The organism is Pseudomonas sp. KCJK9016 (assembly GCF_046231795.1).
GTDB lineage: Bacteria > Pseudomonadota > Gammaproteobacteria > Pseudomonadales > Pseudomonadaceae > Aquipseudomonas > Aquipseudomonas bananamidigenes.
In genome coordinates, this window is record NZ_JBJJMM010000037.1 from 1 (window position 1) to 25,410 (window position 25,410).

Genomic DNA, 25,410 nt, shown 5'->3' on the forward strand with positions numbered 1-25,410 from the left:
GAAGTAAATGAGTCCGCAGGGAAGGAAACCCACGGGGGGGGGGGCGTTGCCACCGGCGGAGCAACAAAGCGGGTGGGACCCCCCCGGCGGGGCGGGGCGGGTATTGCGCAGCAGTGGGGGGGGACCACGCCCCCTCGCCACAGTAGAAGCCAAATCTGCCACAATCGCGTCCTTGCGCCACTAGACGACCGAATTGCGTACCCGATGACCGACGAATCGCCCTCCATCGACAAACTGCTGAAAAACCTCGATCACGCCATGCTCGCCGACCGCCATCGGCTGCGGCGGCAGTTGCTAGAACTGCGCAAGAAACCCGACGAGGCCAAACTGGCCCAATGGGTCGCTCGCATGCAGGCCTCCTGCGATCAGGTGCTGGCGCGCAAGGCCAGCCTGCCGGTGATCCGTTACGACGACAGCCTGCCGATCGCGGCCAAACGTGACGAAATCAAGAAAGCCCTGGAAAAACACCAGGTGCTGATCATCGCCGGCGAAACCGGCTCGGGTAAAACTACCCAGTTGCCGAAAATCTGCCTGGAAATCGGTCGTGGCCAGCGTGGTCTGATCGGTCACACCCAGCCGCGGCGGATTGCGGCGCGCAGTGTGGCCAGTCGGGTTGCCGAAGAACTCGGCACGCCGCTGGGCGCGCTGGTCGGTTATCAGGTGCGCTTCGAAGATCAAAGCGATGCCAACACCCTGATCAAACTGATGACCGACGGCATCCTGCTGGCGGAAACCCAGAACGACCGCTACCTCGAACGCTACGACACGATCATCGTCGACGAAGCCCACGAACGCAGCCTCAACATCGACTTCCTGCTCGGTTACCTGAAAACCCTGCTGCCGCGTCGCCCGGACCTGAAAGTCATCATCACTTCGGCAACCATCGATCTGGAGCGTTTCTCGAAACATTTCGACGATGCGCCGATTGTCGAGGTGTCCGGCCGAACCTTCCCGGTGGAAACCTGGTATCGCCCGCTGACCCTGGAGCAGGACGAAGAGGGCAACCGCGTCGAGGACGACCTGACCGTCGATCAGGCCATCCTCGCCACCCTCGATGAAATCGCCGCGTATGAACGCAGTGAGCGCCGCAGTCCTGGCGACGTGCTGGTGTTTCTGCCGGGGGAACGCGAGATTCGTGACGCCGCCGACATGCTGCGCAAGGCCCAGCTCAAGCACACTGAAATCCTGCCGTTGTACGCACGACTGACGCCGGCCGAGCAGCAGCGGATTTTCCAGTCCCACCCGGGCCGTCGTGTGGTGCTGGCGACCAACGTTGCCGAAACCTCGCTGACTGTGCCGGGCATCCGTTACGTGATCGACAGCGGCACGGCGCGCATCAGTCGCTACAGCTACCGGGCCAAGGTCCAGCGCCTGCCGATCGAAGCGATTTCCCAGGCCAGCGCCAACCAGCGTAAAGGCCGCTGTGGCCGGGTCGAGCCGGGCATCTGTGTGCGCTTGTACAGCGAAGAGGATTTCCTTGGTCGTCCGGAATTTACCGATCCGGAAATCCTGCGCACCAACCTCGCTGCCGTGATCCTGCAGATGCTGCATTTGCGCCTCGGCGAAATCACCGCGTTCCCGTTCATCGAACCGCCGGACGGCAAGGCGATCAGTGACGGTTTCAACCTGCTGCAAGAACTCTCGGCGGTGGATCGCAACAGTCAGCTGACCCCGCTGGGGCGCCAGTTGGCGCGCCTTCCGGTGGACCCGCGCATGGGCCGCATGCTGCTGGAAGCGGCAAAACTCGGCAGCTTGCAGGAAGTGCTGATCGTCGCCAGCGCCATGTCGATTCAGGATCCGCGCGAGCGTCCGCCGGAGCGTCAGCAGGCCGCCGATCAGGCCCACGCCCAGTGGAAGGATGCCGATTCGGACTTCGCGGCGCTGGTCAATCTGTGGCGTGGCTTCGAAGAGCAGCGCCAGGCGTTGACCGCCAATCCGCTGCGCAACTGGTGCCGCAAGAATTTCCTCAACTACCTGCGCTTGCGCGAATGGCGCGATTCCCACAGGCAATTGAGCCTGATCTGCCGCGACTTGCAGTTGAGCCTGAATAAAGAGCCGGCGGATTATCCGAAACTGCACAAAGCGGTGCTGGTCGGCCTGCTCAGCCAGATCGGCCAGAAAACCGAGGAGGGTGACTACCTCGGCGCCCGTCAGCGGCGCTTCTGGATTCACCCGTCGTCGGGCATCGGCAAAAAGCGCCCGCAGTGGGTGATGACCGCCGAGCTGGTGGAAACCACCAAGCTTTACGCGCGGATGGTGGCGAAGATCGACGCCGACTGGATCGAGCCGCTGGCCGGGCATCTGATCAAGAAGAACCACTTCGAACCGCACTGGGAGAAGAAGCGCGGCCAGGTCGTGGCCTTCGAACAGATCACCCTGTTCGGCCTGATCGTGGTCGGTCGTCGCCCGGTGCATTACGGCCCGGTGGATCCGGTAGTCTCGCGAGAGCTGTTCATCCGCGAAGGCCTGGTGCGGGGCGAGATTCAGTCCCGGGCCAAATGCCTGAGCGCCAACAAGCAGTTGCTCGAACAACTCGACGAACTGGAAGCCAAGGCCCGTCGCCGGGACATTCTGGCCGACGAGGAAACCCTGTTCGCCTTCTACGACGCGCGGTTGCCCGCGGAGATCCATCAGACCGCGACATTCGACAGCTGGTATCGGATCAACAGCCAGAAAAACCCGCAGCTGTTGATCATGCGCGAAGAAGACGTGCTGGCCCGGGAGGCCAGCGAAGTCACCGCGCAGCATTACCCGGACACGCTGCGCATCGGCGATCTGGAACTGGCCCTGAGTTATCACTTCGAGCCGAATCACCCTCGGGACGGTGTGACCTTGCGCGTACCGGCGCCGCTGTTGCCGATGCTGCCGCCGGAGCGCCTGGAATGGCTGGTGCCGGGGTTGATCGAGGCCAAGTGCATCGCGCTGGTGCGCAACCTGCCCAAGGCCTTGCGAAAGAATTTCGTGCCGGTGCCGGACTTCATCAAAGCTGCCCTGCAACGCATGACCTTCGCCGAAGGCTCGTTGCCCCAGGCGCTGGGCCGTGAACTGCTGCGCATGACCGGTGCGCGGGTCAGCGATGAAGCCTGGGCCGAAGCGGCGCAGCAGGTCGAAAGCCATTTGCGGATGAACCTGGAAATCGTCGACGGCCAAGGCAAGTTCCTCGGCGAAGGGCGAGACCTGGCGCAGCTGACGGCACGTTTCGCCGAAGCCAGCCAGGCCGCACTGGCCGTACCGCAAAGTTCGAAGAGTCAGCAGCCGGTGGAGGCCAAGGTCTTCGCGCCGGTGGCGGAAAAGACCCAGCAGAAGATCGCCGGGCTGTCGATGACGGTGTATCCGGCGCTGGTGGAAGAGGGCTGCACGGTCAAGGAGGGGCGGTTCTCGACCCCGGCCGAAGCCGAGTTCCAGCATCGCCGCGCCTTGCAGCGCCTGTTGATGCAACAACTGGCCGAGCCTGCGAAATTCCTGCGCGGCAAGTTGCCGAGACTGACCGAGCTGGGTCTGCTCTACCGCGAACTGGGTCGGATCGATGCATTGGTGGAAGACATTCTGCTGGCCAGCCTCGACAGCTGCATCCTGGAGGGTGAAGACCCATTGCCTCGCGACGGCGCCGGGCTCGCGGCACTGGCCGAGCGCAAGCGCGGCAGCTGGACCGAGCATGCCGAGCGGGTGGCGCGCCTGACCCTGGAAATCCTCAAGCTCTGGCACGGCCTGCAAAAACGCTTCAAGGGCAAGATCGATCTGGCGCAGGCGGTGGCGCTTAACGACATCAAGCAGCAGCTCAGTCATCTGGTGTATCCGGGCTTCGTCCGGGAAACGCCGATGCTCTGGCTCAAGGAGCTGCCGCGTTACCTGAAGGCGGTCGAGCAGCGTTTCGAGAAACTGGGCGCACAGGTACAGAAGGATCGGGTCTGGAGCGGAGAACTCGCCGGCCTCTGGACGCAATACCAGACTCGCGCCGCCAAGCATGCCCAGGAAGGCAAGCGCGATCCGCAACTGGAGTTGTACCGCTGGTGGCTGGAGGAGTACCGGGTTTCGCTGTTCGCCCAGCAGTTGGGGACGAAAGTGCCGATCTCCGACAAGCGGCTGGGCAAGCAGTGGGCGCAGGTCGAGGCCTGATCCAGGGGTTACGCTCCCACAGGGATGTGTGACAGCTCCCGGAAATGGGGCCAAAACCTCGGGTTTATGGCAAACTTCGCCCCCATAAACGCCGGTTTCGCGACCCAGAGCCTTCGCCGGGTCGCGCAGCGGAATAAAGCGATGCCAGGTTTTTGCGTCCCTTATCGGGAATGAACCCTTTGCGTGTTGGCACGTCGGTGCCAGCACTTTCTGCCTGAACAGATTAGAGAAACGACCATGCATAACGTCGTCATCAGCGGCACCGGCCTGTATACCCCGGCCAACAGCATCTCCAACGAAGAGCTGGTGCAGTCTTTCAATACCTACGTCGCGCAGTTCAACGCGGACAACGCCGAGGCTATCGCCAGTGGTGAAGTCCAGGCCCTGACCGAGTCCAGCGCTGCGTTCATCGAAAAAGCTTCCGGCATCAAGAGCCGTTTTGTCATGGACAAGGACGGCATCCTCGATCCTGCACGCATGACGCCACGCCTGCCCGAGCGTTCCAACGATGAATGGTCGGTGCTCTGCCAGATGGCCATCGGCGCAGCCGAGCAAGCCTTGCAGCGTGCCGGCAAGACCGCCGCCGACATCGACGGCGTGATCGTCGCCTGCTCCAACCTGCAGCGCGCCTACCCGGCCATCGCCATCGAAGTCCAGGAGGCACTGGGCATCCAGGGTTTCGGTTTCGACATGAACGTCGCCTGTTCGTCGGCCACTTTCGGCATCCAGCAAGCCGCCAACACCGTGCAACTGGGCCAGGCCCGGGCGATCCTGATGGTCAACCCGGAAGTCTGCACCGGTCACCTGAACTTCCGCGACCGTGACAGCCACTTCATCTTTGGTGACGCCGCGACTGCTGTTGTCATCGAGCGTGCCGATACGGCGACGTCGAAACACCAGTTCGAGGTAGTCAGCACAAAGCTGCTGACCAAGTTCTCCAACAACATCCGCAACAACTTCGGTTTCCTCAACCGCGCAGCGGAAGAGGGCATCGGTGCCCGTGACAAACTGTTCGTGCAGGAAGGCCGCAAGGTGTTCAAGGATGTCTGCCCGATGGTGGCCGAGCTGATCGGCGAACATCTGGAAGAGAACAAACTCAACGTCGCAGACGTGAAACGCTTCTGGCTGCATCAGGCCAATCTGAGCATGAACCACCTCATCGTGCGCAAGCTGCTGGGGCGTGAAGCCACCGAAGAAGAAGCTCCAGTGATTCTCGACACCTACGCCAACACCAGCTCCGCCGGTTCCGTGATTGCGTTTCACAAGTATCAGGACGACCTGGCCGCCGGTTCGCTGGCGGTGCTGAGTTCGTTTGGTGCCGGTTATTCGATTGGTAGCGTGATTCTGCGCAAGCGTTGAGGTGGGAGGTTAATTTCCTCTTAACCGCGCTGACTTTTCCTACATCCGGATCAGCGCAGACGCTGTAGTTTTCGGGGATGACGGCAGGCGAGATCCTGCCGTTTTCATTTTCGAAGTCAGGACAAGGGGATTGATGGATGGTGGCTGACGACACCCAATTGCTTGCACGCCTGCTGGCCGGCGAGCAAAAGGCTTTCAAGGAACTGGTCACGACTTACCAGAGCGCCATGCGCGCGGTGGCGTATGCGATTGTCGGCCAGCGTCATGTCGAGGAAGTGGTGCAGGACGCGTGGCTTTCGGTGGTGCGCCATATCGGCAGCTTCGAGGGACGCTCCAGTCTCAAGACCTGGCTGCTGACCATCACCGCCAATTCGGCCAAGGGCCGCTACAGGCAGAACCGTCGCGAAGTGTTGCTGGATGATCTGCCGTCGCCCCATGGCACTATCGACGATGACCGTTTTTCTCCGGGAGACGGACACTGGCTGGTGGCACCGTTCGCCTGGCATCAGGACACCCCCGAAGCGCTGCTCACCGAAAACGAGTTGCGCGAATGTCTGGAACACACGCTGCTGAGCCTGTCGGAACTGCAAAGCAGTGTGCTGGTGTTGCGCGAGCGCCAGGGCCTTGAACTGGAAGACATCTGTAATCTTCTGGAGATCTCGCTCTCCAATGTCCGCGTGCTGCTGCATCGGGCACGTTTGAAGGTCTTCGCGACCGTGGAACATTTTGAGGAGACAGGCGAATGTTGACCTGCAAGGAGCAAGTGGCACGATCCAGCGATTATCTTGACGGCCAGCTGAGCTTTCGCGAAAAACTGATGGTGCGTCATCACCTGATGTTCTGCCGTAACTGTCGGCGTTTCATTCGCCAGATGCGGTTGATGCAGGCGACCTTGAAGGCCATGCCGGAGAAACCCGAAGACGGTGTGGATGCCTTGGCCGAGCGCCTGGCGCAGCAGCGGCGCAAAGACCGGTCCTGACAAAAAAAACAGCCCGGACCAGCCGCAGCGAACGGATGATGGGGATCGCTGCTGCTGTACCGGGCTGTAGGAGAAAATCAGCGTCAAGCTGCAAATGAGGCACCCACGTGCAGCCTGTCGCTTGTCATTGCTGTTTTAGAACTTGGCTTCGGCATCCAGTTGCAGGGTATTGATGTCGGAATCGGTCTTCCTGAGGCTGGCGTTGGTGTAGTCCGAGTTAGCCATGAAGTAAGTGGCACCCAGGGTGAAGTTCTTGTCCAGCTCGTAGCTCACTTTCAGCTTGCTGCCGCGCGAACCGGTGTAACCGTTGGCGAAGTCGGAGTCGGTGAAGGCGCCCACCACCGCGTTACGCTGTACGTCGCGGTAGTTGTAATCGATGCCGAAGCCGTAGACCTTGGTCTTCACACCGGCCAGCCAGCCCGTGTCCTGGTCGTTGCTGGCGTCGTTGTTGTTCACGTACTGACCGTAGATCGACAGCGGTACCGGCAAGTTGGCGATGTCCAGCTGACCGAAGCCCTCATACAGTTTGAAGGTTTCGTTCGGGCTGTTGCCGTTGACGGCCAGGGCGCATGGTGCGGTGACGGTGCCGCTGGTCGGGCAGGCACTGTCCTTGTCGTTGTCGTAGGAGTAGATGCTGCCGCCCAGGGTCAGTTTCAGGCTGTCGGTCAGTGCGAAGCGACCGCCCAGTTGGCCAGCATACAGACGCAAGTCGTGCTTGAACTGCACGCCTTCGCCGTCGACGTTGTCCTTGAGGGTGTAGTGGCCGGCGCTGCCGAACAGTTCGGCGCTGCCGTTCAACGGGTACTTGTAGGTAACAGCCAGGCCTTCCGGGTTGATGTCGCTGTCCCAGATGATGTCGCCCATGCTGACCCATGGCTGGTTCATCTTACCGGCGATCAGGTGCAGGTTCTTGACTGCGTCAGGGTGGTAGTCGACGTAGCCCAGGTCGAGCCAGATCTGCTTCTTGTCGAAGTAGTTGTTCAGGTCCTGGTTGGTGGAGCGGGCATCGTCGTTGCTGCCGGTGGCGATACGGATACCGGTGTCGACCTGCGGGTTGATTTCGGTGTAGGCACCCAGGCGGGCACGAATGCGCTGACGGTCCTGGTCCTTGGCGTTCGGCACGCCATCGTTCTTCACGGTTTCCTGACGGAAACGCACGTCACCCTTGAACTGAGTCTTGGCAGCCCAGGCCAGCTTCTGGTCGAAGCTGCTCAGTTCGTTGGTTTTCTTCGCGGTTGCCGCGATTTGCTCGTTGGTCTCTTGCTGCGCCTGCTGCGCGATTTGCTGGGCCTTCTGATCCTGGGCCAGTTCGGCTTGCAGTTCTACGTACTGCGCCTGGGTGATGGAACCGTTAGCCTTGAGCATGTCGAGCAGTTTGGCGTCGACTGCGGCACTGGCCGGAACACTCATGGCCAGCAACAGGCCACCGCACAGGGCCGCCGCAGTTTTCGTGGAAGCAAGACGCATAGCAATCTCCGAAGATGAGAGGGATGGCTTAACCATCCTGGGCACAACCGACGGTTTGAAGGTCGGAAAACTGTGTCCGGGTAGAACCCGGCGCTCTAAAAACAGGCGCCAGTATCGCGATGGTTTATGACAGAGCAGTGGCACGGTGATGGCAGCTTGATGACGATCTCAAACAGCCGTGAACTATTGATCCAGAGCGCTGTCGCGCAATCGGACGTGGGCAAGACGGGGTCGATCGGCGATACTCGCGAAGCTTTCAGGGCCAAAAGTGGAGAGGAAAATGCCGTTGCAGCGCCTGCAAAAACTGTCGGAGATCGAACCGGCACTCTGGGATGCACGGGTGCCGGACAACCAGCCGTTTTTGCGCCATGCCTTCCTCTGCGCGCTGGAAGACAGCGGCAGTGTCGGCCGGCACACGGGCTGGCGGCCGGAGCATCTGCTGCATGTCGAAGAAGGCCGTCTGATCGCGGCGCTGCCCGGTTATCGCAAGTGGCATTCCTACGGCGAATATGTGTTCGATCACGGCTGGGCCGATGCCTGCGCCCGCGCCGGTATCGATTACTACCCCAAGTTTCTGGCCGCGGTGCCGTTCAGCCCGGTCACCGGGCCGCGCCTGTTGGCGGCGAGCGTCGAGGACGGATTCGAACTGCTCAAGAGCCTGCCGGGTTACCTGGAAATCGAAGAACTCTCTGGCGCCCACATCAACTTCACCGATGCCTTTACCAATGCCGCCATGGCCGAACAGCCCGGCTGGCTGCAACGCATCGGCTGTCAGTACCACTGGCAGAATCGCGGTTATCGCGACTTTCAGGATTTCCTCGACGTGCTCAGCTCACGCAAGCGCAAGCAGATGCGCAAGGAGCGCGAGCAAGTGGCGGGGCAGGGTTTCGAATTCGAATGGCTGGAAGGTCGGGAACTGGACGAGGCGCAGTGGGATTTTGTTTATGCGTGCTACGCCAACACCTATGCGGTGCGTCGGCAGGCGCCGTACCTGACGCGAGAGTTCTTCAGTCTGCTGGCCGAGCGCATGCCGGAATCGATCCGCGTCGTGCTGGCCAGACAGGGCTCAAGACCCGTGGCCATGGCGTTCAGCCTGGTGGGGGGCGACAGCTTTTACGGGCGTTATTGGGGGTGCCTTGCCGAGTTCGATCGGCTGCATTTCGAAACCTGTTTCTACCAGGGTATGGACTTCGCGATTGCCCGGGGTTACCAGCGTTTCGACGCTGGTGCCCAAGGCGAACACAAACTGATTCGCGGCTTTGAACCGGTGATCACTCATTCCTGGCATTACCTGCGCCATCCCGGTCTGAAAGCCGCCGTCAAAGACTTCCTTGAACAGGAGCGCGCCGGCGTGCTGGCTTACGCAGAAGAAGCGAAAACGGCTCTGCCCTACCGTCAGGCATAGATTTCCTGTGGGAGCGAGCCTGCTCGCGAATGCGGTAACTCAGGCAATCAAGGTGTTGACTGATGTTCTGCTTTCGCGAGCAGGCTCGCTTACACGCAGGGTTCTCGGAGGTTCTCAGGTTTCTTCCTTGCCCAGCCAGCGATAGACCACACCGCCCACCACCGCGCCCAGCAGCGGCGCGACCCAGAACATCCACAACTGCGCGATGGCCCAGCCGCCGACCATCAGCGCCGGGCCCGTGCTGCGGGCCGGGTTGACCGAGGTGTTGGTCACCGGAATCGAGATCAGGTGGATCAGCGTCAGGGCCAGGCCGATGGCGATCGGTGCCAGTCCCGCCGGGGCGCGTTTGTCGGTGGCGCCGAGAATGATCACCACGAACATCGCCGTCATGACCAGTTCAGTGACGAACCCGGAGGCCATCGAGTATTTGCCTGGCGAGTGCTCGCCATAGCCATTGGAGGCAAGGCCGGCGGCGATGTCGAAACCCTCCTTGCCGCTGGCGATGTGGTACAGCAGAGCCGCTGCGAGAATCCCGCCGATCACCTGGGCGATGACATAGGCGGGCAACTCTTTGGCCGGAAACCGTCCACCGACGACCAGACCGAGCGACACGGCCGGATTGAGATGACAACCGCTGATGTGGCCGATGGCAAACGCCATGGTCAGCACCGTCAGACCAAACGCCAGGGCGACCCCCAGCACACCGATACCCACAGGTGATGAGGCGGCAATCACCGCACTGCCGCAGCCACCCAGAACCAGCCAGAACGTACCCAACAACTCCGTGGCTGAACGTTTTAACAGAGACATGAGAGTGTCCTTGATAGACGCGCTATCGAGACTGTATCGAATTGTGCTTCCTTGCAATTACGACAGGTTCATTTCCAGAGCCTTTGCTGATTACAGCAGGGATTGTGCGGATTTCCAGCAGACATGAAAAAGCCGCCAGGGCCCGTGTTTCAAGGGCTGTGGCGGCTTTTTCGTCTGCGGCAGATCAGTCGATGCCGACAAATCCTCCAGTCTGGTGCGCCCACAACCGCGCATACAGACCGCCATGGGCCAGCAGTTCGGCATGGCTGCCGCTTTCGGCGATCCTGCCGTTCTCCAGTACCACCAGCCGGTCCATGCGGGCAATGGTCGAGAGACGGTGGGCGATGGCGATCACGGTCTTGCCCTGCATCAGGGTTTCCAGACTTTCCTGGATCGCCGCTTCGACTTCCGAATCCAGCGCCGAGGTCGCTTCGTCCATGATCAGGATCGGCGCGTCCTTGAGCAGCACCCGGGCAATCGCGATCCGCTGGCGCTGGCCGCCGGACAGCTTGACGCCACGCTCGCCGACATGGGCGTCGAACCCGGTGCGTCCTTCGGCATCCGACAGCAGCGGAATGAACTCGTCGGCCCGGGCCTTGCGCACCGCCTCCCAGAGTTCGGCGTCGGTGGCGTCGGGTTTGCCGTACAGCAAGTTGTCGCGGATCGAACGGTGCAGCAGCGACGTGTCCTGGGTGATCATGCCGATCCGCGCTCGCAGGCTTTCCTGGCCGACTTCGGCAATGTTCTGGCCGTCGATCAGGATCCGCCCGCCTTCGACGTCATACAGACGCAACAGCAGGTTGACCAGGGTCGACTTGCCGGCGCCGGACGGGCCGATCAGGCCGATTTTCTCGCCGGGTTTGATGGTCAGGTTGAGATCGCCGATGATGCCTTTCTTCTTGCCGTAGTGAAAATCCACGTGCTCGAAACGCACTTCGCCACGGGACACGGCCAGCGGTCTGGCTTGTTCCTGATCAGTGACGCTGACCGGTTGCGAGATGGTCTGCAGACCGTCCTGAACCATGCCGATGTTTTCGAAAATGCCGGTGACCACCCACATGATCCAGCCGGACATGTTGACGATGCGGATCACCAGACCGGTCGCCAGGGCGATGGCGCCGACGCTGATCAGCGATTGTGTCCAGAGCCAAAGGGCCAGCCCCGTGGTGCCGACGATCAGCAGACCGTTCATGGTGGTGATGGCCACGTCCATGCTGGTGACCACGCGGCCTGCCAGCTGGGCTTTTTCGGTCTGCTCCTGAATCGCCTCGCGGGCGTAGTGCTGTTCGAAGTTGGTATGGGCGAACAGCTTCAGGGTGGCGATGTTGGTGTAGCCGTCGACGATGCGGCCCATCAGTTTCGAGCGCGCGTCGGAAGCGGCGACGGAGCGGTCCTTGACCCGTGGCACGAAGTAATAGAGCGCGCCGATGTAGGCGGCGATCCACGTCAACAGCGGGATCATCAGGCGCCAGTCGGCTTCGGCGAAGAGCACCAGCGAGCTGATCGCATAGATCAGCACGTGCCACAACGCATCCACCGCCTGCACCGCGGAATCACGCAGCGAGTTGCCGGTCTGCATGATGCGCTGGGCGATGCGCCCGGCGAAGTCGTTCTGGAAAAAATTGAGGCTCTGCTTGAGCACGTAGCTGTGGTTCTGCCAGCGGATCAGGCTGGTCATGCTCGGGCTCAGGGTCTGATGCACCAGCATGTCGTGCAGGGCCAGAAACAGCGGTCGCAACAACAGGGCCACCACGGCCATCCACACCAGTTCTGCGCCATGCTGCTTGAAGAAATCGACGTTCGGCGTGCCTTGCGCAAGGTCGATGATGCGGCTCAGGTAGCTGAACAGCGCCACTTCGATCAGCGCACCGAACAGGCCGACGATCAGCAGGGCGGCAAAACTCGGCCAGACCTGCTTGAGGTAATAGGTATAGAAGGGCAGAACACGATCCGGCGGAGAGGCCGTAGGTGCGTCGCGGAATATGTCGATCAGTTGTTCGAAACGGCGATAGAGCATCAGATAACCGCCCGGAGTACGGGCTCTCCTTTTATCAGTGTGAGCGGCGAGGCATGAAACCATCGCCGCTCGATACGCCCTGTAAAGCTTAGTCGATGCGCTTGGCCGACTTGATGATCACAGGATCGACCGGCACGTTCTGCATGCCCTGTTTGGTGGTGGTCTGGGAGTTGACGATGATGTCGACCACGTCCATGCCCTTGACCACTTTGGCGAACACCGCGTAACCGGCGTCGCGGCCCGGGTCGAGGAAAGCGTTGTCGGCAACGTTGATGAAGAACTGGCTGGTAGCCGAGTTCGGATCGGAAGTACGGGCCATCGACAGGGTGCCGCGTACGTTGTGCAGACCGTTGCCGGCTTCGTTCTTGATCGGGGCGTCAGTAGGTTTTTGCACCATCTGCTGGGTAAAACCGCCGCCTTGAGCCATGAATCCAGGGATCACACGGTGGAAGATCGTGTTGGTATAGAAACCCTTGTCAACGTACGAAAGAAAATTCTTGGTGCTGATCGGCGCCTTGACCGGGTCCAGCTCGATTTCGATGGTGCCGTTGGTGGTCACCAGTTCGACGTGTGGCGCCTTTTCCGGTGTGGCGGCCATCAGGTTGGCGGCGAACAGCACGGTGCCGGCGGCGAGGGCGAGTTTTTTCAGCATGGTTCAGTGATCCTGAGGGTGAATATCGGCTATGGCGAGAAATGCCAGCAGCGTTTGATTGAAGCGTTCGGGCTGATCGAGCGGGGTGGCGTGACGCGAATCGGCGATCACCACCAGCCGAGCATCGGGCAGCAGTCTGACATAGGTTTCTTTCAGCGCGACGGGGGTGTAGTCCCGGTCGGCGCTGATGACGAGCGTTGGACAGGTGACCCGGGAAAGTCGTTCCTGCACCCCCCAGCCAACAATCGCATCGAAGCTGGCGAGATAAGCACGTTTGTCGTTCTTTGCCCAGCGCTCGGCCATCTTCTGTCGCAAATCGGCCTGCTCCGGTCTGGGGAACAGTCTGGCGCCAAGGGCCTTGCCGATGGTGGCCAGGCTCACCAGACGCATCAGGCTCCAGCGCTTGAACCACTGCCAATAGTCGTCGCGACTGCGCAACTTGACCTCGGGCGCGCTGTTGACGATGGTCAGGCTTTTGAGCATCTGCGGCTGATCGACAGCGAACTGGAAGCCGATCATGCCGCCCATGGACAGCCCGACGTAATGCACCGGGCCGAGGCCAAGGTGCTCGACCAGGGCGACGATGTCGGCGCTGAACCCGGCGATGCTGTAGCGCTCGCGAGGCTTGTCGGAGCGGCCATGGCCGCGCATGTCCGGGACGATCACCCGGTATTGCGCGGCCAGCGCCGGAATCTGCATTTCCCAGTCGAGCGTGCTGGAGCCGAGCCCGTGAACCAGCAGCAACGGTTCGCCGTGGCCATATTCCTCGTAATGCAGGTTGCAGCCTTCATGTTCGAAATACGCCATCGGTGACTCCGTGTCAGGCTTGTTCGGGAGCGGCGAACGGTGCGTCCAGCGGCAAGGTGTCGAAGGTGCGCAGTAGTTCGACGAGGATCTGCGAGGCCGGGCCCAGCGGTTTGTCCTTGTTCGAGTACAGATAGAAACTTGGATTGCGGCTGCCGCCCTGATCCAACGGTAGCAGCTTGAGCAGACCTTCCTTCAATTCCCGTTCGATCATGTGCCGTGGCAGCCAGGCAAAACCCAGTCCGCTGGAGACGAAATTGGCGGCGGTGGCGAGGCTGCCGACGGTCCAGCGCTGTTCGGCGCCGAGCCAGCCGACGTCCCTCGGCTGCTGGCGGCCGGAGTCGCGGATCACCACTTGCATCTGGGTTTCCAGGTCCTGGAAGTTCAACTCGCGGTTCAGCCGATGCAAGGCATGTTCGGGATGGGCGACGGCGACGAATTCCACATCGCTCAGCTCCGCGCCGAGGTAGCCGGGAATGCTCAGGCCGGTGATCGCCAGATCGGCCACACCTTCGAGCAGCACTTCTTCGACACCTGACAGCACTTCTTCACGCAGACGCACGCGGCAACCACGGCTCTGCGGCATGAACGCGGTCAGTGCACGAACCAGGCGTGCGGTGGGGTAGGCGGCATCCACCACCAGCCGCACTTCGGCTTCCCAGCCTTGCTCCATGTGATGGGCGAGGTCTTCCAGCTGGCTGGCCTGTTTCACCAGTTGCCGCGAACGGCGCAGCAGCACGCCACCGGCTTCAGTGAGCACGGCTTTACGTCCGTCGATGCGCAACAACGGTACGCCGAGCTGATCCTGCATGCGGGCGACGGTGTAGCTCACCGACGATTGCGAACGGTGCAGGGCTTCGGCGGCCTGGGCGAATCCGCCGTGGTCGACCACCGCCTGCAACGTTCGCCATTGATCGAGGGTCACGCGGGGGGCTTTCATCGATAGCTCCTCTTGTCCTAAGCTGGCGGTCCCCCATGGAGACTGCCGAATGAAAAAATTCTGTTGTGTGGTTCTGGCGCTGCTGCCGCTGACTGCGTTTGCGTATCCGATCGATGTGCAGAAGAATCTCAATGGCCTGAAGATCGATTACGAGTCCTTCGATACCGATAAAGACATCGGCTCCATCCGGGTCGCCAACTACGGCGAAGTCGACGCCGTCTGCAAAGTCGTGTTCAGCAATGGTCCGGAAGCGCCGCGCACCCGCAATATCGAAGTACCGGCCGGCAAACACACCAATGCCACCGCCAAGTTCTCCCGCGAGATCATCAAGCTGCGCGTCGAGCTGAACTGCAACCCGAAATAACATCAGTCCCTGTGGAGCGAGCCTGCTCGCTCCTGTAAGGGCTCAGCTGCATCTAAACGAATATTTCGATGGTTTGCAGCAATTATTTGCGCTTTTTCATCGATGCGACCCTGTTTAACCTTCACTCCATCGACTTACAACATTCCCGGATGGAGGCTACACACCATGTCCCGCGTTCTGATCATCGAAAGCAGCGCCCGCCAGCAAGACTCGGTTTCCCGTCAACTGACCCAGACGTTCATTAGTCAATGGAAAGCTGCACACCCGACCGATCAGATCACCGTCCGCGACCTCGCCGTGAATCCTGTTCCTCACCTGGACAGCAACCTGCTGGGCGGCTGGATGAAGCCCGCCGAACAGCGCAACGCCAACGAACAATCCTCGCTGGATCGCTCCAACGAACTGACCGATGAACTCTTGGCCGCCGACGTGCTGGTGATGGCCGCACCGATGTACAACTTCGCGATTCCCAGCACCCTGAAAGCCTGGCTCGACCATGTGCTGCGTGCCGGCGTCACCTTCAAATACACCGAAACCGGCCCGCAAGGCTTGCTCAGCGGCAAGCGTGCCTATGTGCTGACGGCTCGCGGCGGCATCTATGCCGGCGGTCCGGCCGATCATCAGGAACCGTACCTGCGTCAGGTGATGGGTTTCATCGGCATCCATGACGTGACCTTCATCCACGCCGAAGGCATGAACCTGGGCGGTGACTTCCAGGAGAAAGGCCTGAATCAGGCCAACGCCAAACTGGCTCAGGTCGCTTGATATGTTAATCGCCAGATAATCGCCGCTTGTTCTAGTGACCTGGCGCAACCCCTTCAACGCTCTACGCGCATCGAACCTCCCTTTGCACTTGTTGCTCCTGAGTGCTGCAGCCCGATTGAACGCTTTAGCGAGATCGGGCTTTTTTTTGCCCGGAATTTAGCGATGGCCGGGAAAAACCGCTATCGTCGCCGCCATTCGAAATCGAGGCGACCATGGGCTATCTACTTATTGTCACGCTGATCCAGGCGTTTTCCTTCAATCTCATCGGTGAATACCTGGCCGGGCACGTCGACAGCTACTTCGCGGTGCTGGTTCGCGTGGTGCTCGCGGGGCTGGTGTTCATTCCGCTGACCCGCTGGCGCTCGGTGGAACCTGCGTTCATGCGCGGCATGCTGCTGATCGGTGCGCTGCAGTTCGGTGTGACTTACGTCTGCCTGTATTTGAGCTTTCGCGTGCTGACGGTGCCGGAAGTGCTGCTGTTCACCATCCTCACGCCGTTGCACGTGACCCTGATCGAAGATGCGCTTAACCGCCGCTTCAACCCGTGGGCACTGATCGCCGCACTGGTGGCGGTGGCGGGGGCGGCGGTCATCCGCTACGACCGGATCAACCCGGACTTCTTCATGGGCTTTTTGTTGCTGCAACTGGCCAACTTCACCTACGCCGCCGGTCAGGTGCTGTACAAGCATCTGGTGGCGAAGCACCCGAGCGATCTGCCGCACTACCGGCGCTTCGGCTTCTTCTACCTCGGCGCGCTCGCGGTGGCGTTGCCGGCTTTTCTGCTGTTCGGCAAATCGAATTTTCTGCCGCAAGCGCCGCTGCAATGGGGCGTGCTGGTGTTCCTTGGCCTGGTTGCGACTGCGCTGGGGCTGTACTGGTGGAACAAGGGTGCGTGCCTGGTCAACGGCGGCACCCTGGCGGTGATGAACAACCTGCATGTGCCGGTGGGTCTGGTGTTGAACCTGCTGATCTGGAATCAACATGAGGAACTGGGGCGTTTGTTCCTCGGGGGCGGCGTGATTCTGGCGGCGGTGTGGATCAGTCGGTTGGGGATTGGCAAGGCGGCGCCAGTTGCCCCACCAGAAACTCGATAAACGCCCGGGTCTTCTGCGGCACCCGCCGCGCTGACGAATACACCGCGTTGATGGTGATCGCCGGGGCCTGCCATTCGCACAGCACCGGCACCAGTCGCCCGGCCGCCAGCGCTTCTTCGACGATGAAGTCCGGCAGCAGCGCAATGCCCATGCCGGCCTCCGCCGCCTGCGCCAGCAGGTCACCGTTGTTGGCATGCAGAGGCCCGGTCACGTTGACCCGCTGGGTCTCCTTGCCGTTGCACAGTTGCAGGCTGACGCCGCTCTGCAGATAGCCGTAGTTCAAGCATTGATGCGAGCGCAGGTCCTGCGGTGTCTGTGGCGTGCCTGCGCGTTCGAGGTAAGCGGGGGAGGCGACCATGATGCGCGGCGCCGGCGCCAGTTGCCGGGCGATCATGGTCGAATCGGGCAGGCTGGCGATGCGGATCGTCACGTCGAACCCGCCGCGCACCGGATCGACCTGCTGGTCGCTGAGTACCAGTTGCAACTCGATGTTCGGGTGCTGCTCGTGGAACAGCGGAATCAACTTGCCCAGGCGCCGCAGGCCGAACGACATTGGCGCGTTCACGCGCAACACCCCGCGCAATTCGCCAATGCCATCCCGCGCCCGCTGTTCGGCCTCGTCCAGCGCCGCAATCACTTCCCGCGCCGCTTCGAAATACTCCGCTCCGGCCTCGGTCAGGTGCAGGCTGCGGGTGGTGCGTTGCAGCAGTTGCACGCCGATGGCTTCTTCCAGCGCCTGAATCTGTTTGCTGACTTTCGACCGTGGCACGTCCATGGCCCGGGCGGCGGCTGCGAAGCCGTTCTCGCCGACCGTCACCACGAAGGCGCGCATGCATTCGATGCGATCCATGATTGTCCCTTTTTTAGAATCAATGATTCTCGATTTTAGGGAATTGTCCCTTTATCGGCCAGCCCCTAAAGTGACATCCAAGCCGAGACAACAACGCCGAAGACGGCAAAACGCCTCGACTCACCCAATCCCCAATCGAAACTCTGAATCGACATCAAAAGGAACGCGCCATGTCTAACCGTGAACTGCTGAACCCGACCAACTCCGCCCTGATCCTGATCGACCACCAGCCACAAATGGCGTTCGGCGTGCAGTCGATCGACCGTCAGACCCTGAAGAACAACACCGTGGGCCTGGCCAAGGCGGCGAAGATCTTCAACGTTCCGACCATCTACACCTCGGTCGAAACCGAAAGCTTCAGCGGCTACATCTGGCCGGAACTGCTGGCGGTGCACCCGGAGCAGAAGCCGATCGAGCGCACCTCGATGAACTCCTGGGAAGACAAGGCGCTGGTTGACGCTGTGAAGGCCACCGGTCGCAAGAAACTGATCATCGCCGCGCTGTGGACCGAGGTCTGCCTGACCTTCCCGGCGCTGGAAGCCCTGGCCGAAGGCTACGAGGTGTACATCGTCACCGACGCGTCGGGCGGCACCAGCAAGGAAGCCCACGACATGTCGGTACAGCGGATGATTCAGGCCGGCGCCGTACCGGTGACCTGGCAGCAAGTGCTGCTCGAGTACCAGCGTGACTGGGCGCACAAAGACACTTATCAGGCAGTAATGGACCTGGTGCTGGAACACAGCGGCGCGTACGGCATGGGCGTCGACTACGCCTACACCATGGTCCACAAGGCACCGCAGCGGCAGGTCAAATAAGTCGGCAGGACAAAAAAAGACGCAACCGGGGTTGCGTCTTTTTTTTGCGCTGAAGAAAGCGCTACATCAGATGTTTCTCAACTTCGGGTATATGCGCCGAACCCAACACCGCCGGCAACAACCCCGAGCGCAAATCCCCACCGCTCGGCTGCTGATAAAGGCTCAATCCGAACTCCGGCAGCACCGCCAGCAGGTAATCGAAAATATCCCCCTGGATCCGTTCGTAATCGGCCCACACCGTGGTCGTGGTAAAGCAGTAGATTTCCAACGGAATGCCCTGGGCCGTGGTCTGCATCTGGCGCACCATGCAGGTCATGTTGGGCTGGATCTCCCGGTGGCTCTTCAGGTAGGCCAGTGCGTACGCGCGGAAGGTGCCGATGTTGGTCATGCGCCGACGGTTGGCCGACATCGCCGCGACATTGCCCTGGGCCTCGTTCCAGGCCTTGAGCTCGGCTTTCTTGCGACTCATGTAGTCGGTCAGCAGGTGCACCTGGGACAGTTTCTCTTCTTCATCGTCGCGGATGAAACGCACGCCGCTGGCGTCGATGAACAGACTGCGCTTGATCCGCCGCCCGCCGGACTGCTGCATGCCGCGCCAGTTTCTGAACGACTCGGACATCAGGCGCCAGGTCGGGATCGAGACGATGGTCTTGTCGAAATTCTGCACCTTGACCGTGTGCAGGGTGATGTCGACCACGTCGCCGTCGGCGCCGACCTGGGGCATTTCGATCCAGTCGCCGACCCGCAGCATGTCGTTGCTGGTCAGTTGCACGCTGGCGACGAACGACAGCAGGGTGTCCTTGTAGACCAACAGGATCACCGCCGACATCGCACCCAGACCGGACAGCAGCAACAGCGGCGAACGGTCGATCAGGGTGGCGACGATGATGATCGCGCCAAACACATACAGGACCATTTTCGCCAGTTGCACATAACCCTTGATCGAGCGGGTGCGGGCGTGTTCGGTGCGGGCGTAGATGTCCAGTAGCGCATTGAGCAGGGCGCTGACCGACAGCAGCAGGAACAGAATGGTGAACGCCAGCGCGACGTTGCCGAGAAACACCATGGCGGTCTTGCTCAGCTCCGGCACCAGGTGCAGGCCGAACTGGATTACCAGAGACGGCGTCATCTGCGCCAGACGCTGAAATACCTTGTTATGCCGAAAGTCGTTGATCCAGTGCAGCGCGGGCTGGCGACCGAGCATGCGACTGACATGCAGGATCAGATAACGCGCCACTCGTCCGAGAACCAGTGCGATCACCAGCAGCAGAATCAACGCCAGGCCGGCGTGCAGGAGCGGGTGCTGATCGAGCGCACCCCAGAGGTCTTGGGCGTTGAGCCAGAGCTGTTTGAAATCCATGAGAGAGACGATTCTTCTGTAAGACGCGACGGGGGATTAGAGCATTTAAGACGCTGTGTATTACCGTTGGAGACAAATCGAGCAACAAAAAAGCCACTGATTGCGCCTGATTTCACAAAGAAACTCGGCCTGAGCGCTCGAAACCGGTAACCTATGCAGCTGTTTTTTCGCACATCTTCGAGGTAGCACCCGTGTTTTCCCAATTCGCCCTGCACGAACGCCTGCTCAAAGCCGTGGCCGAGCTGAAATTTGTCGAGCCAACGCCTGTGCAAGCCGCGGCCATTCCGCTGGCGCTTCAGGGGCGTGACCTGCGGGTGACGGCGCAAACCGGTAGCGGCAAGACCGCCGCTTTTGTCCTGCCGATCCTCAATCGCCTGATCGGCCCGGCCAAGATCCGTGTCAGCATCAAGACCCTGATCCTGCTGCCGACCCGCGAGCTGGCCCAGCAGACCCTGAAGGAAGTCGAACGCTTTTCGCAGTTCACGTTCATCAAGTCCGGCCTGATCACCGGTGGTGAAGACTTCAAGGTCCAGGCCGCCATGCTGCGCAAGGTCCCGGACATCCTGATCGGCACGCCGGGCCGGATGATCGAACACCTGAACGCCGGCAATCTCGACCTGAAAGAGGTTGAAGTGCTGGTACTCGACGAAGCCGACCGCATGCTCGACATGGGATTCGCCGAAGACGTGCAGCGTCTGGTGGACGAATGCCCGACCCGTCAGCAGACCATGCTGTTCTCCGCCACCACCGGCGGTTCCGGTCTGCGCGAGATGATCGCCAAGGTGCTGAAGAACCCTGAGCACCTGCAACTCAACGCGGTCAGCCAACTGAATGACTCCACCCGTCAGCAGATCATCACCGCCGACCACAACCAGCACAAGGAACAGATCGTCAACTGGCTGCTGGCCAACGAGACCTATCAGAAGGCGATCATCTTCACCAACACCCGGGTGATGGCCGACCGCATCTACGGTCGCCTCGTCGCCCAGGAATACAAGGCATTCGTGCTGCACGGCGAGAAAGACCAGAAGGATCGCAAGCTGGCCATCGACCGTCTGAAGCAGGGCGGCGTGAAGATTCTGGTGGCCACCGACGTGGCGGCCCGTGGTCTGGACGTCGAGGGTCTGGATCTGGTGATCAACTTCGACATGCCGCGCAGCGGCGACGAATACGTACACCGCATCGGTCGTACCGGCCGCGCCGGCAACGATGGTCTGGCCATCTCGCTGATCTGCCACGGCGACTGGAACCTGATGTCGAGCATCGAGCGCTACCTCAAGCAGAGTTTCGAGCGCCGCACCATCAAGGAAGTCAAAGGCACCTACAGCGGACCGAAGAAGGTCAAGGCCTCGGGCAAGGCTGCGGGTACCAAAAAGAAAAAGACCGATGCCAAGGGTGACAAGAAAAAAGCCGTTGCCAAGACCCCGAACAAGCGCAAGAGCGCCAACCGTCCGAAGCCGGATTCGCTGGTGAGCAGTGACGGCATGGCCCCGCTCAAGCGCCGCAAGCCGGCAGCGCCTGCGGCTGAATAAGCCGTTTCAGACGCCCCAGAAAACCCGGACAGTGTCCGGGTTTTTTATTGCCGGCGTTTATCAACTGCCCAGCTGTCCACGGGTGTCGGCATCAAAACGTTGCTTTGCCTGATCCGCCTTCGGTTTGAGCTGTGCGAGCAGGGCCGCCTCGCTGTACAACCCGGTCAGTGCCAGTTCCCTGGGCGTCGGTTCGATCGGGATCAGCACATCTTCATTTGCCGCGTGCAGCCAGATCGCTACGACATGCAGCGCCGAAACGAACAGCACTCGCAGCTCAACGGTCTTGCCCTGCAACTGCGGCGATTGCTCGGCCAGTTTCAATGCATCCACCGTTGCGGCTGCGTGGTTGCCGTGGTTCAACGAAGCGAACTCGACATGACCGCGAACTTCAGCCAATTGCGCATCGGCGATCGACACGCCGTCGGCAAATACCAGGTAATGCCAGTCGCCAACCCGGGCGTTCTTCAGGCCTTTGCCCTGGCTCAGATCCTCCAGGCTGAGCGAGTAGCCGCGATAGGCCTCGCTCAGGCTGATTTTCGCCGGTACGGCACTGGCGAACTGGCGGTTGATACCGAAGCCTTGGGTTTGCAGCGCCGCTTGCAATACTGGACGCAAGGTCTGCACGCCGTTGGAAGGCGCCTTTGGATAAGTCAGTTGCATGATGTCGCCCTCCTAGTTTTTCGCCGTGAAGTAAGTGTGGGTCCAGTTGCCGCCACCGTTGTAGGAACCGGGGAACGAGCTCAGTGCGCGGGTCGAATAGCCGTAGATCGAATCCGCGACCAGCACGTAGTTGCCGTTGGTGCCATAGATCGTCAGGAAGTGCGCACCGCCGCCGTACCAGGCACAACGCAGACCGACAGGCCGGCCCATGTTGATCTGGTTCTGGATGGCCGACATCTGCAACGAACCCTGATTCATCCCGTTGTAGCTGCGGGTGGTTTGCAAGGCTGAATCGAGGTAGCCGTAGACGTTGCAGGGGCCAGGCTGGCTGCAGCAGTTGCGGTTCAACTGGGTGCTGGCAACGCCGCACTGGGTCCAGGACCCGGTGCCGTAATAGTTGCCGACCGAAGCGGAAACCGCGGCCCAGCACCAGTTGGTCTGGGTCTGTTGCTGCATCGCGAAGTTGAGGCTTGAGGCCGCCAGGGCCTCGACCTGTGGCGCGGCTTCGACCTCGACCAGTTGCGCGTCGAGCAGATGGCCGGTCAGGCACCCGGGCAGGGTGCTGCCGGTGAATGGTGTTGTTTCAGTGGTTAACATTTTTCAATCCTCCATGAATGAAAACATATGTCTTGCGTAGATTTGCGAGCCGTCGGCGGTCAAGGGGTGCCACTTCTGCGGCGGGTTCCGAGCGGGCTCGAGGTAACCCTAGGTCTGAATATGCACTAATGCAAATAAATAAATGCATAAATGCAATTTTGCGGGCGAAAGGACACTCTTTTCAGTGTGTCCTTCGAGGTGGGAGACCCCGGACTGTCAGCCCTCGGCCTTATGTTCGGCCGAATCCAGCTCCTTCAGGCGCTGGTCGATCAACTGGCATTTGTCCGGCAGATCGGCAGAGGCCGTGCCCAGATCCATTTTCTGCAGCTCGGCATTGATTTCCTTGGCCTTGGCCGGGTTTTGCTCGGTGAGCTTCGCCACTTCCCGGGCCAGTTGCTCGCGTTTGGCGGTGGCTTCTTCGGGCGTGCAGGCCCAGACGGGCAGGGCGCAGGCGAGGGTGGTGGCGAGTGTGAGTTTGAGCAGGGTTTTCATGGGACGGGCCTCGGTTCCGGTTAAGGCGGGTTAACCGGTTGAAGCCCGTGACCAGTGGAAAGTTCAGTGTTTTTGCTGGCTCAGTCGCCGTGACAACAGCTGGATTTTTCTGCCTTGTCATACCGATCATGATGCCGTACCCACTCCATGATCTCGTCCTCGTTCCGCCCCTTGGGTGTGAGGTCGTGAAAATGGTAGGCGCCGACCAGCATGTCCAGGCCTCGGGCGTAGGTTGAGTAGGTGTGGAATATCTCGCCGTTATTGGCGCGATAGAACACGCTAAGCCCCGGCATTTCCTCTTCGCCACTGTCGGTCTTTTCATAGTTATACGTAGCCTTTCCGGCTGCGGCATCTTCAGCACGGGCACAAACGCCAAAGTCGTAGTTGAAATCGGAACCGTCCGACGACACCCAGTCGAACTTCCAGCCCATCCGCCGCTTGAACGTCTGGAATTCGGCGAATGGCGCGTGGGATACCGCCACCAGCGCGATGTCGTGATGGGCCAGGTGCAGATTGGCGCCGTCGAAGTGATCGCCGAGGAAGGAACAGCCCTGACAGCCTTCCTCCCAACCCTTGGCGAACATGAAGTGATAGACGATGAGTTGACTGTGTTTGCCGAACAGGTCGGCGAGTTTCAATTCGCCGTCCGGCCCCATGAAGCGATAGTCCTTGTCGACCTTCACCCAAGGCAGGGCACGGCGTTTTGCGCTGAGGCGGTCGCGTTCTTTGGTGAAGGCTTTTTCATCGGCCAGATGCTGCTTGCGGGCGGCGAGCCATTCTTCGCGCGACACCACCGGATGATTCTCAACGTTCATGATGCTTTCTCCTGCGCAGGTTGAAACCGACTGTCTCAGACTAGTCGCTCACTGCGGCCGGAAATCGACAGACCGCCGGTCGGTCGTGCCATCGAATAATCCTGAACGGCGATGCAGCGCTTCGGTCACAACCTGTGAACGCGCCAAAAACTCATGCGCAACGGAGGTTCAATCAGGATGACGACTTATAACTGGGATTTGATCGAACGCCTGCTGCACGAAGTGCAGAACGGCGCAGGCCACAGTTTTGCACCTCGCACCTTTGCCGAAGATTACGCGGCTGACAAGGCGGCAGCGGGCGAGCCCATCGAGAATCTGGATCACCTGAAAACCCTGGCCTGTGACTACGAAAAGCTGCTGCTGGATCGCGGTTACATCACCCCGCGCGAGGAAGATGGCAGCACGGGCAACAACTTCAGTCTGACCCTGCGCGGCTCGAGCCTCTTGAGCCTGATCGACAGCAGCATTCCTGGCAATGACCACCCGCGCCAGGTGCTGGACGAGCAGGAGGACGCGCTCGACGAGGCGACGTTCGACACCGTGGCCTCCAAGGCGCAGATCGCCTGAGTTGTCGAAGCGAGCGATCGTCCGGATCCGGTCCGGACGATCTTCGCTGTTCAATTGCGCCTGGCCGCTTTCAGACACTTCAAATCATTGAAGTCCTTGCGTACACCTTCGATCTTCTTCAACAAGCGCTGACGCTGCTGCGGCGTGCTCTCGGCCATCAGATCCACCGCCAGTGAACGGGCCTGTGCCTCGGTATTGTCGTAGGCCTTGCGGTAATCCGCTGTCCATAAACGCTCGCGATAGACCAGAAGGGTCTCGATCCGTTGTGGGAATTCCGGGCTCTTGCGCTGGGCAACGGCGGCGCTGAACTGTTGCTGCCAGTGCGCACGGTTGGCGATCCATTGGGTGTTCTGATCGCCGAGTGCGGTCGACCACGCCATCACCCGTTGCTCTTGCGTGACACTCAAAGGCCCGAGCCAGTCGTTGAGACGCTTGTCCATGCGGGCGCCACGCTCGGCGATCTGTTGGGCCAGTGGCGGCTTCACATATTCCTGCTGACGTTTGCGCAGGTCCTTGGCAAACGCATCGTTCATGTCCGCGACCTGTTTGTCGTCCAGCCCCTGCAATAACTCGATGGCCGACGGGGTGATTTCCCGTGCGGTTTCGGCAATCGCCTGTTTGGCTTCCACGGTGCGGGCCTGCAATGCAGCGTCGGTGACCTGGTTGGTTTCGACCATGGTCTGCAGGCGATCCAGCCAGTCGAGATAACCCGGCAACTGGGTGGTGCAATGCCAGTTCAAGTGTTCCTTGAGGCGCTCATTGAACCAGTCTTTCTGCTCGCCGTTCATGTCCAGGTAGTCGCTGAGCGTCCATGGAATGATGACGTCGAGATTGCGATAGGCCAGGCCAATCCGGCTGCAGGCGCCGAGTGTGAGCAGGCAGACCAGCAGGGTGGCGAAGGGTTTGAACCAGCGAGACATGGGCGAGTCCTTGCGAAAGCCTGGCGTCTG

24 protein-coding genes are annotated in these 25,410 nt (G+C 60.7%); 11 read left to right on the top strand and 13 right to left on the bottom strand.

What is annotated here, in order from left to right:
* The first annotated feature begins 204 nt into the window (after positions 1-204).
* The 4 genes from hrpA to ACK6BI_RS25545 all read left to right on the top strand — a co-directional run bounded on the left by hrpA (position 205) and on the right by ACK6BI_RS25545 (position 6,454).
* Positions 205-4,116 carry an ATP-dependent RNA helicase HrpA gene (gene hrpA, locus ACK6BI_RS25530; protein WP_409319271.1) on the top strand — a complete coding sequence of 1,304 codons (3,912 nt, stop codon included), beginning with the start codon at positions 205-207 and terminating at the stop codon, positions 4,114-4,116.
* A gap of 237 nt (positions 4,117-4,353) precedes the next feature.
* Positions 4,354-5,475 carry a beta-ketoacyl-ACP synthase III gene (locus ACK6BI_RS25535; RefSeq protein ID WP_409319272.1) on the top strand — a complete coding sequence of 374 codons (1,122 nt, stop codon included), beginning with the start codon at positions 4,354-4,356 and terminating at the stop codon, positions 5,473-5,475.
* Positions 5,476-5,612: 137 nt separating this feature from the next.
* Entirely contained in the window at positions 5,613-6,224 is a 612-nt protein-coding gene (locus tag ACK6BI_RS25540; protein ID WP_409319273.1) for an RNA polymerase sigma factor, read from the top strand.
* Positions 6,218-6,454 carry an anti-sigma factor family protein gene (locus ACK6BI_RS25545; RefSeq protein WP_409319274.1) on the top strand — a complete coding sequence of 79 codons (237 nt, stop codon included), beginning with the start codon at positions 6,218-6,220 and terminating at the stop codon, positions 6,452-6,454. Before ACK6BI_RS25540 ends, ACK6BI_RS25545 begins: the two co-directional genes overlap by 7 nt.
* A 135-nt stretch (positions 6,455-6,589) precedes the next feature.
* Here ACK6BI_RS25545 and ACK6BI_RS25550 read toward each other — a convergent pair whose 3' ends face one another.
* Positions 6,590-7,921 carry a putative porin gene (locus ACK6BI_RS25550; RefSeq protein WP_409319275.1) on the bottom strand — a complete coding sequence of 444 codons (1,332 nt, stop codon included), beginning with the start codon at positions 7,919-7,921 and terminating at the stop codon, positions 6,590-6,592.
* A 280-nt stretch (positions 7,922-8,201) separates the two neighbouring features.
* Here ACK6BI_RS25550 and ACK6BI_RS25555 point away from each other — a divergent pair, with 280 nt between their 5' ends.
* Complete coding sequence (locus ACK6BI_RS25555) at positions 8,202-9,326, top strand: GNAT family N-acetyltransferase (protein WP_409319276.1); 1,125 nt, start codon at positions 8,202-8,204, stop codon at positions 9,324-9,326.
* 114 nt (positions 9,327-9,440) lie between these two features.
* Here the strand turns inward: ACK6BI_RS25555 and aqpZ are convergent, their stop codons facing one another.
* From aqpZ to ACK6BI_RS25580, 5 genes are all read right to left on the bottom strand, one after another.
* On the bottom strand, positions 9,441-10,136 hold the full coding sequence (gene aqpZ, locus ACK6BI_RS25560; protein ID WP_409319277.1) for an aquaporin Z: 696 nt from the start codon (positions 10,134-10,136) through the stop codon (positions 9,441-9,443).
* Positions 10,137-10,320: 184 nt separating this feature from the next.
* Entirely contained in the window at positions 10,321-12,153 is a 1,833-nt protein-coding gene (locus ACK6BI_RS25565; protein ID WP_409319278.1) for an ABC transporter ATP-binding protein, read from the bottom strand.
* Positions 12,154-12,241: 88 nt separating this feature from the next.
* Positions 12,242-12,805: a peptidylprolyl isomerase gene (locus tag ACK6BI_RS25570; protein WP_065258271.1), complete on the bottom strand. Its 564-nt coding sequence runs from the start codon at positions 12,803-12,805 to the stop codon at positions 12,242-12,244.
* 3 nt (positions 12,806-12,808) lie between these two features.
* Complete coding sequence (locus ACK6BI_RS25575; RefSeq protein WP_409319279.1) at positions 12,809-13,612, bottom strand: alpha/beta fold hydrolase; 804 nt, start codon at positions 13,610-13,612, stop codon at positions 12,809-12,811.
* A gap of 13 nt (positions 13,613-13,625) precedes the next feature.
* Complete coding sequence (locus ACK6BI_RS25580) at positions 13,626-14,549, bottom strand: LysR family transcriptional regulator (RefSeq protein ID WP_065258273.1); 924 nt, start codon at positions 14,547-14,549, stop codon at positions 13,626-13,628.
* Between the two features lie 49 nt (positions 14,550-14,598).
* On the opposite strand from ACK6BI_RS25580, the gene ACK6BI_RS25585 reads away from it, so the two are divergent.
* The 3 genes from ACK6BI_RS25585 (at position 14,599) to ACK6BI_RS25595 (ending at position 16,772) form a co-directional block, all read left to right on the top strand.
* Positions 14,599-14,913, top strand: coding sequence for a 3-phosphoglycerate kinase (locus ACK6BI_RS25585; protein ID WP_409319280.1), 315 nt, complete (start codon positions 14,599-14,601; stop codon positions 14,911-14,913).
* Between the two features lie 165 nt (positions 14,914-15,078).
* Positions 15,079-15,678 carry an FMN-dependent NADH-azoreductase gene (locus tag ACK6BI_RS25590; protein WP_065258275.1) on the top strand — a complete coding sequence of 200 codons (600 nt, stop codon included), beginning with the start codon at positions 15,079-15,081 and terminating at the stop codon, positions 15,676-15,678.
* A gap of 212 nt (positions 15,679-15,890) precedes the next feature.
* Positions 15,891-16,772 (top strand): carboxylate/amino acid/amine transporter, encoded by an 882-nt coding sequence (locus tag ACK6BI_RS25595; protein WP_065258442.1) that lies wholly within the window; start codon positions 15,891-15,893, stop codon positions 16,770-16,772.
* On the opposite strand, the gene ACK6BI_RS25600 is transcribed toward ACK6BI_RS25595, so the two are convergent.
* Entirely contained in the window at positions 16,717-17,622 is a 906-nt protein-coding gene (locus ACK6BI_RS25600) for a LysR substrate-binding domain-containing protein (protein WP_409319281.1), read from the bottom strand. The genes ACK6BI_RS25595 and ACK6BI_RS25600 overlap by 56 nt on opposite strands.
* Before the next feature lie 170 nt (positions 17,623-17,792).
* Here ACK6BI_RS25600 and ACK6BI_RS25605 point away from each other — a divergent pair, with 170 nt between their 5' ends.
* Positions 17,793-18,437, top strand: coding sequence for a hydrolase (locus ACK6BI_RS25605; protein ID WP_409319282.1), 645 nt, complete (start codon positions 17,793-17,795; stop codon positions 18,435-18,437).
* Between the two features lie 61 nt (positions 18,438-18,498).
* Here the strand turns inward: ACK6BI_RS25605 and ACK6BI_RS25610 are convergent, their stop codons facing one another.
* Positions 18,499-19,797 carry a mechanosensitive ion channel family protein gene (locus ACK6BI_RS25610; RefSeq protein ID WP_409319283.1) on the bottom strand — a complete coding sequence of 433 codons (1,299 nt, stop codon included), beginning with the start codon at positions 19,795-19,797 and terminating at the stop codon, positions 18,499-18,501.
* A 191-nt stretch (positions 19,798-19,988) separates the two neighbouring features.
* Between ACK6BI_RS25610 and ACK6BI_RS25615 the strand changes: the two genes are divergently transcribed.
* Positions 19,989-21,329, top strand: coding sequence for a DEAD/DEAH box helicase (locus ACK6BI_RS25615; protein WP_409319284.1), 1,341 nt, complete (start codon positions 19,989-19,991; stop codon positions 21,327-21,329).
* Between the two features lie 60 nt (positions 21,330-21,389).
* Here the strand turns inward: ACK6BI_RS25615 and ACK6BI_RS25620 are convergent, their stop codons facing one another.
* The 4 genes from ACK6BI_RS25620 to ACK6BI_RS25635 all read right to left on the bottom strand — a co-directional run bounded on the left by ACK6BI_RS25620 (position 21,390) and on the right by ACK6BI_RS25635 (position 23,893).
* Entirely contained in the window at positions 21,390-21,989 is a 600-nt protein-coding gene (locus tag ACK6BI_RS25620; protein ID WP_409319285.1) for a hypothetical protein, read from the bottom strand.
* Between the two features lie 12 nt (positions 21,990-22,001).
* Positions 22,002-22,586: a papain-like cysteine protease family protein gene (locus ACK6BI_RS25625; RefSeq protein ID WP_409319286.1), complete on the bottom strand. Its 585-nt coding sequence runs from the start codon at positions 22,584-22,586 to the stop codon at positions 22,002-22,004.
* 216 nt (positions 22,587-22,802) lie between these two features.
* Entirely contained in the window at positions 22,803-23,078 is a 276-nt protein-coding gene (locus ACK6BI_RS25630) for a hypothetical protein (protein ID WP_065258449.1), read from the bottom strand.
* Between the two features lie 80 nt (positions 23,079-23,158).
* Complete coding sequence (locus tag ACK6BI_RS25635) at positions 23,159-23,893, bottom strand: DUF899 domain-containing protein (RefSeq protein WP_409319287.1); 735 nt, start codon at positions 23,891-23,893, stop codon at positions 23,159-23,161.
* A gap of 177 nt (positions 23,894-24,070) precedes the next feature.
* Between ACK6BI_RS25635 and ACK6BI_RS25640 the strand changes: the two genes are divergently transcribed.
* Positions 24,071-24,460 (top strand): transcriptional regulator, encoded by a 390-nt coding sequence (locus tag ACK6BI_RS25640; protein ID WP_065258451.1) that lies wholly within the window; start codon positions 24,071-24,073, stop codon positions 24,458-24,460.
* A 50-nt stretch (positions 24,461-24,510) separates the two neighbouring features.
* Here the strand turns inward: ACK6BI_RS25640 and ACK6BI_RS25645 are convergent, their stop codons facing one another.
* Positions 24,511-25,380, bottom strand: coding sequence for a DUF6279 family lipoprotein (locus tag ACK6BI_RS25645; RefSeq protein WP_409319288.1), 870 nt, complete (start codon positions 25,378-25,380; stop codon positions 24,511-24,513).
* Positions 25,381-25,410: the final 30 nt, after the last annotated feature.

Coding starts and splice junctions, on each gene's coding strand:
- ACK6BI_RS25585 (WP_409319280.1), top strand. CDS start 14,599: ATGAAAAAATTCTGTTGTGTGGTTCTGGCGCTGCTGCCGCTGACTGCG.
- ACK6BI_RS25590 (WP_065258275.1), top strand. CDS start 15,079: ATGTCCCGCGTTCTGATCATCGAAAGCAGCGCCCGCCAGCAAGACTCG.
- ACK6BI_RS25595 (WP_065258442.1), top strand. CDS start 15,891: ATGGGCTATCTACTTATTGTCACGCTGATCCAGGCGTTTTCCTTCAAT.
- ACK6BI_RS25620 (WP_409319285.1), bottom strand. CDS start 21,989: ATGCAACTGACTTATCCAAAGGCGCCTTCCAACGGCGTGCAGACCTTG.
- ACK6BI_RS25570 (WP_065258271.1), bottom strand. CDS start 12,805: ATGCTGAAAAAACTCGCCCTCGCCGCCGGCACCGTGCTGTTCGCCGCC.
- ACK6BI_RS25545 (WP_409319274.1), top strand. CDS start 6,218: ATGTTGACCTGCAAGGAGCAAGTGGCACGATCCAGCGATTATCTTGAC.
- ACK6BI_RS25555 (WP_409319276.1), top strand. CDS start 8,202: ATGCCGTTGCAGCGCCTGCAAAAACTGTCGGAGATCGAACCGGCACTC.
- ACK6BI_RS25610 (WP_409319283.1), bottom strand. CDS start 19,797: ATGGATTTCAAACAGCTCTGGCTCAACGCCCAAGACCTCTGGGGTGCG.
- ACK6BI_RS25635 (WP_409319287.1), bottom strand. CDS start 23,893: ATGAACGTTGAGAATCATCCGGTGGTGTCGCGCGAAGAATGGCTCGCC.
- ACK6BI_RS25645 (WP_409319288.1), bottom strand. CDS start 25,380: ATGTCTCGCTGGTTCAAACCCTTCGCCACCCTGCTGGTCTGCCTGCTC.
- ACK6BI_RS25600 (WP_409319281.1), bottom strand. CDS start 17,622: ATGGATCGCATCGAATGCATGCGCGCCTTCGTGGTGACGGTCGGCGAG.
- ACK6BI_RS25535 (WP_409319272.1), top strand. CDS start 4,354: ATGCATAACGTCGTCATCAGCGGCACCGGCCTGTATACCCCGGCCAAC.
- ACK6BI_RS25640 (WP_065258451.1), top strand. CDS start 24,071: ATGACGACTTATAACTGGGATTTGATCGAACGCCTGCTGCACGAAGTG.
- aqpZ (WP_409319277.1), bottom strand. CDS start 10,136: ATGTCTCTGTTAAAACGTTCAGCCACGGAGTTGTTGGGTACGTTCTGG.
- ACK6BI_RS25580 (WP_065258273.1), bottom strand. CDS start 14,549: ATGAAAGCCCCCCGCGTGACCCTCGATCAATGGCGAACGTTGCAGGCG.
- ACK6BI_RS25540 (WP_409319273.1), top strand. CDS start 5,613: ATGGTGGCTGACGACACCCAATTGCTTGCACGCCTGCTGGCCGGCGAG.
- ACK6BI_RS25575 (WP_409319279.1), bottom strand. CDS start 13,612: ATGGCGTATTTCGAACATGAAGGCTGCAACCTGCATTACGAGGAATAT.
- ACK6BI_RS25565 (WP_409319278.1), bottom strand. CDS start 12,153: ATGCTCTATCGCCGTTTCGAACAACTGATCGACATATTCCGCGACGCA.
- ACK6BI_RS25550 (WP_409319275.1), bottom strand. CDS start 7,921: ATGCGTCTTGCTTCCACGAAAACTGCGGCGGCCCTGTGCGGTGGCCTG.
- ACK6BI_RS25625 (WP_409319286.1), bottom strand. CDS start 22,586: ATGTTAACCACTGAAACAACACCATTCACCGGCAGCACCCTGCCCGGG.
- hrpA (WP_409319271.1), top strand. CDS start 205: ATGACCGACGAATCGCCCTCCATCGACAAACTGCTGAAAAACCTCGAT.
- ACK6BI_RS25630 (WP_065258449.1), bottom strand. CDS start 23,078: ATGAAAACCCTGCTCAAACTCACACTCGCCACCACCCTCGCCTGCGCC.
- ACK6BI_RS25605 (WP_409319282.1), top strand. CDS start 17,793: ATGTCTAACCGTGAACTGCTGAACCCGACCAACTCCGCCCTGATCCTG.